The following is a 6,168-nucleotide window of genomic DNA, read 5'->3' on the forward strand; positions in this document are numbered from 1 at the left end:
TTTCTTTGTCCGCAAGCTTCCTGTATGCTGCCGTTTAGACTTTACCAAGTGATGGTGGCGCGTAATGACGGACTCTTCCCCTGACACTGAAATTATGTCCGAGGGCGTTGACCTCGCCCCTGTAGAGGCAATCGGATGTGCAGGGGATGTAGTAGTAGATGCAGAGCGGGAAGAAGGCGCAACATCTGAACCAATTGCAGAAGATATCGTCGAGCTGACGGTTGTCGTCCGGGATAGCGTCAGTAGTGCGCTCTGGGAAAACAGCGTCCCAGTTTTGCTGGAGCTTGCGGTTCGTAATCTTGCAGATCGGGATCTCTCAGATGTCGAGATTACGCTGCATTCCAAGCCCAGTGTGCTCCGAACAACCTCCTGGCGACTTCAGTCTCTCGGAATGGGACAGTTTCGGGCGTTAGAGCGCCTCGATGTGGAACTGGATGGTGCCTATCTCGCCTCGCTAAGTGAAGCAACACGCGCTGAAGTTCATTTTACAGTCTCGGAGATACAGCCCGATGGTGCGCGGGCGACGCTTCTCGAACGCGTTTTTCCTTTGACTGTCCGCTGCCGGAGCGAATGGGGCGGATTACAGGGGCTGCCCGATCTGCTTGCTGCCTTTGTTCTGCCTAATGATCCAGCTGTCGCAAAAATTCTTCGTTCAGCTTCTCTTCTTCTACAGGAGGCCGGCCACAGTGGCTCTTTGGAGGGATACCAGGGCGGTCGAAAACGGGCGTGGGAACAGGCACAAGCGATCTGGTGCGCGATCGCGGGTTTGAACATTACGTATGTTAGTCCCCCGGCCTCTTTTGTGGAGGCTGGCCAGAGGGTGCGTCTTCCCACTCAGATTGTGGAAGACCGACTGGCGACTTGCCTGGATACAGCCTTACTGTTTGCGTCCTGTCTTGAAGCTGTTGGCTTGCGGCCATTACTGATCATGCTCAAAGGTCATGCGTTTGCTGGTCTATGGCTATCCCGGGAGCAGTCTGGAACCTCAGTCATTCAGGATCTGCCTGGATTGCGGAACAGGGTAGCCCTTGATGATGTCTGTGTGTTCGAGACAACGCTTGTAACTGCAGCGTCTTGCCCGGATTTCGCAAAGGCATGTGAGCGTGGGCTTGCCCAGCTTCAGGATGATGGTGAAGAGTCGAAATTTGAAGAGGTCATAGACGTCCACCGCGCCCGACTGCGCCGCATTCGGCCGTTGTCATCGCTTGTGCCTAATACTGATCCGGCCGAGAGCGATGATGTGGAGCCCTCTGCCACGCCTCAGCTAAAAGCAGCGCCTGATCTTCGGGAAGAACTCGGAGACCATGAAAACGAAGAGACACCGGAATCCCGTTTGGATCGCTGGTGTAAGCGGCTACTGGATATTTCAGGCCGAAGCCGTCTTCTGAACCTGCCACGCTCTGAGAAGCAGATCATCGAGATCTGCTGTGCAGATCCGGGAAGGTTGGAAGACCGTCTGGCAGAAATGCGGGGAGGGGAATGGAAACCAGCGCTCAGGCTTCGAGCCCGTCCCGAACTGATGGATGGGTCTGACCCGAGGAGTGCTGTGCTCCATCAGCAGCGTCATCATGACGATCAGCACAGGGCTATTGCTGCGGAGGCTCTGGAGCACGGTGAACTGCTGGTTGCAAGGGATGAAGCTGGCTTACAGTCCGCTCTTACAGAAATCTATCGCAAGGCGCGTGCGGCTGCGCAGGAGGGAGGGGCAAACACACTTTTCCTGACTTTGGGAGAACTTGTGTGGGAACCTCGGGGGCGGGATCGCAAGGCGAGAGCCCCCTTGATTCTGGTCCCCGTTATTCTGGAACGTAGCAGCATCAACGCTCCGTTCCGGTTGCGCGCGCATACCGATGAAAGTCGGGTGAATGGCAGTCTTCTGGAAGTTCTTCGGCAGGATTTCGCCATGCGGTTTCCTGAACTGGAAGGAGAGCTTCCTCAGGATGAGGCTGGCTTGGACGTTGCGCGCATCTTTGACATTTTCCGCGCAAAAATCCGCCAGCTCCCGCAATGGGAAGTTCAGGAACGTGTCAGCCTGACGACCCTCTCTTTCGCTAAGTTCCTCATGTGGAAGGATTTGCAGGAAAGACGGAACGCGCTGCGTATTAACCCGGTTGCCAGTCGTCTGCTGGATGGGGTTTCAGAGGCTGATGGCACCGGAAGTGGCTTCTCCACGGCTTTGTTCGAGGGCCAGAAATCGCTGGATAACGCTCTGGACGAGGCTTCCCTGCTTTGTCCCATGGAAGCTGACTCGTCCCAATTGACCGCCGTTGCCCGGGCGGCAGCGGGTAAAAATTTTGTCCTGATCGGTCCGCCGGGAACTGGCAAAAGTCAGACGATTGCCAATATCATCGCTGATACGCTGGGACGGGGTAAGACGGTCCTTTTCGTCGCAGAAAAGAGAACTGCGCTGGAAGTCGTGCGGAATCGTCTGCGTTCTGTAGGACTGAGTGAGTTCTGCCTGGATCTGTTTTCGCCTCAGGCTGGGCGCGGCGCAGTGCTGGAACAGTTTCAGCAGGTTCAACTGGTCAGGGAAGAGTTTTCAACAGCGGAATGGACCTCGGCCCAAAGCCGTCTGATGGCAGTCCGCCAGGATCTGAATGCCTATGTGCAGGATCTGCATAAGCGGTGGAGCAACGGATGGACTCCCTATCAGGCCATAGGCGTGGTTCTGGAGGCTGATCGTAACGGCACTTATCCGCTTGCTCTGAAATGGTCAGCTCCAGACGCCCATGCTGAAGCAGACTGGGAGTCGCTCAAGAATGCGGCCAGTCTGTTGGCGGGACTCTATGAGCGCTTCGGGCGGGATGCCCTGTCGCCTCAGTTGTCGGGAATAGAGCAGGAAGAGTGGACGTCTCGCTGGCAGGACCAGATCCTTCAGCAGAGTCAGGCCTTGAGAGGACAGCTCGATGCGCTGTCTCAAGCAACGGATGATCTGTGCCGCGTACTGGGTTTGACTGGCACTGACCGATCGTTGGCTCAGCTCCATCGACTCCAGTCGTTCTGTGCTCTGTTGTATCGACCGGAAGCGGCCTGGGGAGCCTGGGCCCTTTCCGAAGATGCGCAGGACAAGGCTCAGGTTGTTCTTGCAGAAAAAGAACGGATTGCACGTCATTGCACTCTGGAGCAGGGGCTGGCTGTGCGTTGGAGTGATGCGAAAACACTCCCGTTGGATGACTTGCATCGTGAGTGGAAAGACTCCGAAGACAAATGGCTTCTTTCGCGCAGGAGTGCTCAGAAAACTGTACGCCGCCGACTTGAAGTGAGTGCGAAAAGCGTCTTACCGGACGATTTGAGTGATGAACTGTCCCGGCTTCTGGACCTGTCTGCGCTCGAACGCGACCTGAAGGGAGCCCCTCATAGAGAGGTTGTCGGTTCTCTCTGGAGTGATGTGACGACCGATTTTGGCAAGATCGAAGCCGCTCTGCTCTGGGGAGCTGAGATTCGCGCCGCATTGGCAAGCTGCGTCCCGGATCTCGCAGGATTGCTCTCTGTGAGACGGCAAATCCGGGAGCTGCTTACAGAAGGGCGTGATCTTCTTGCAGAGAGTGGGCCGGTAGGTCTGAAAATTACGGGGTTCAGGAAGGCACTTTCGGCGGCTGAGGAAAGCCTGAGCCTTTTGGCTGACCTGGCGGGAAGTCCTCTTCTTGCAATCGAGCCAGATGGCGAAGACTGGCTGATGCGTTTGTCTCAACATCTGACTGGCTGGCTTGAGCAGGGTAAGAATCTGCGGGACTGGTGTGCGTGGCGAAAGGCCTGTCACACAGCTGAGCGTCTGGGACTGGGTCCGTTAGTAGAGGCGCTTGTGGCAGAGCACGTGGCTCCGAAAGAGCTTCAATCGGTTCTGACTGCCGCTTATGCCCGATGGTGGTTGGCAGCAGCTGTTGATGAGCAGCCACGACTGCGCGGTTTCGTTGCCGCAGCACATGAAGAACAGATCGAGCGCTTCAAGACGTGGGATGGTGATGCTGCCAGTCTGGCAGGGCGTCTGACCCGGGCAAGGCTCTCAGGTAATATTCCCGCTCAGGACGTGCGCCGGCAGGACTCACAGTATGTGATGATTCATCGTGAAGCGCAGAAAAAAGCCCGGCATATGCCGATTCGTCAGTTGGCTGCTGCTGCACCACGGGCGGTGAGAGCGCTTACGCCCTGCTTCATGATGAGCCCTCTTTCCGTAGCGCAATATCTTCCCCCAGACAGTGAGCCGTTCGATCTGGTCATTTTCGATGAAGCCTCGCAGATCCCCACATGGGATGCCATTGGGGCCATCGGACGTGGCCGACAGGTGATCGTGGTCGGAGACCCCAAGCAGCTACCGCCGACCAGCTTCTTTGCACGAAGTGAGAATGAGGACGACGACGGTGAACTCTGCGATATGGAGTCCATTCTCGATGAATGTCGTGCGGCAGGTGTGCCGGAAATTACGCTGAAATGGCACTATCGCAGCCGGCACGAGAGCCTGATCGCGTTTTCCAACAGTCAGTATTATGGCGGTGACCTCATCACGTTCCCCTCGAACGTGACGCAGGATCGAGCTGTTTCTTTTCAGTTTGTGGAGGGGGGCAACTACCAGAGAGGTGGCAGCAGAACCAATCCCGCAGAAGCCAGAGCTGTTGCGGATGCTGTTGTAAGGCATTTGAAGACTGACGGAGAGAAATCCGTTGGGGTCGTAACGTTTAACGGAGAGCAGCAGACACTGATTACTGATCTGCTGGAAAAGGCCCAGATGGAGGATTCCTCGCTGGTGCCGTTCTTTAGAGAAGAGTGCCCGGAACCCGTCCTGATTCGGAATTTGGAAAATGTGCAGGGCGAAGAGCGGGACGTGATGTTCTTTTCCCTCACCTATGCGCCGGAGCTAAAAGGGGCGCCTTATGTTTCGTTTGGGCCGTTGAATCGTGCGGGCGGTGAAAGACGTCTCAACGTCGCTGTGACGCGGGCGCGTGAAAAACTGGTTGTTTTTGGTTCCTTGCGCGCTGAACAGATCGATCCGTCCAGAAGCTCTGCAGAAGGTGTATTGCATCTTCGGAAGTTTCTGACTTTTGCAGAGCACGGTGCAGGTGCACTTGCCGGTTTGCATCAAGGGTCAGTCGGAGAAGAAGAAAGCCGCTTTGAACTCGAAGTCTCGGCGTTATTGCGTCAACGCGGATGGGATGTTCGTCCCCAGATAGGTGTCTCCCGCTTTCGGATTGATCTGGGTGTGGTGGACCCGGACATGCCCGGAAGCTTTCTTGCGGGCGTCGAGTGCGATGGCGCAACTTACCATCGCAGTGCCACCGCGCGTGATCGCGACAGACTGCGTCAGGTCGTTCTGGAAAATCTTGGCTGGGTGATTTTCCGTGTTTGGTCGACTGACTGGTGGCTGAATGCGAACCGCGAGGTGGAACGTCTGGATCAAGCCCTGAAGCTGAGGTTGGAAGCCGTACGAGAAAGCCGACTTAGTCTTCCGGTCGAGGCGCCAGATATTGAGGTCCAGGAAGTGCCGGAGACTGAAAGCGCTTTCGTAGAAGAGCCATCTCTCTACGCGGGGGTTGTCCCTCATGACACGAGCGCTGCTGTGCCTGCTCCCTATATTCCGGAGGACGATAGTGAAGAGGCATTATCGGCACAGCCAGATGCGGCGCGTTTCACAGATGATGACTATCTGCCGGTTCTGCAGTCTCTGATTCAGCAGGCTCTTTGTGAGAAGGGGGTTCTGCATGAAACGGCCCTGATCCAGAAAATCGCGAGACAACATGGTTTCGCGCGGGCGGGACGACAGATCCGGGAGCGAGTTCTCACAGCCATCCCTGATGGCGTGAGAAAAACTACCGAAGATGCGGGAACGTTTTTTTGGGAAACAGAGGACGTTGTCTGCGATCCTGAGACCGTCTTGAAGCGAGACTCTGGAGAGAGTGTTGATCCTGCTCAACTTCCGATGTCGGTTCTTACGGCCCTAGCCAAAAAGCAGCAGGACCGGGGACTAGGAGAGGAAGAGGGTATCGGAGAGATGCGAAAAGCCTGCGGATTAGGGCGTATCGGGGCCACGAGCAGGCTGCGTTTCCACGACGCATGGCTTTCTGCGGCGGGAAACATAGAAAACTAAGGAAAAAGGGACGCCAGATGATTTTTCTGGCGTTTTTTTTGATTTTTTTAGTTTTGTTTTGTGAATGGAAAGTGTGTGTAAGGGGGGAA

General features: G+C 55.9%; 1 protein-coding gene. It reads left to right on the forward strand.

Annotation, left to right across the window (positions count from 1 at the left end):
* Positions 1–64 precede the first annotated feature (64 nt).
* Positions 65–6,079: a DUF4011 domain-containing protein gene (locus tag HK24_RS02325; RefSeq protein ID WP_086633140.1), complete on the forward strand. Its 6,015-nt coding sequence runs from the start codon at positions 65–67 to the stop codon at positions 6,077–6,079.
* The last annotated feature ends 89 nt before the right edge of the window (positions 6,080–6,168 follow it).

The sequence above is a fragment of the Gluconobacter sp. DsW_058 genome (assembly GCF_002153615.1).
GTDB lineage: Bacteria > Pseudomonadota > Alphaproteobacteria > Acetobacterales > Acetobacteraceae > Gluconobacter > Gluconobacter cerinus.

Coding starts and splice junctions, on each gene's coding strand:
- HK24_RS02325 (WP_086633140.1), top strand. CDS start 65: ATGACGGACTCTTCCCCTGACACTGAAATTATGTCCGAGGGCGTTGAC.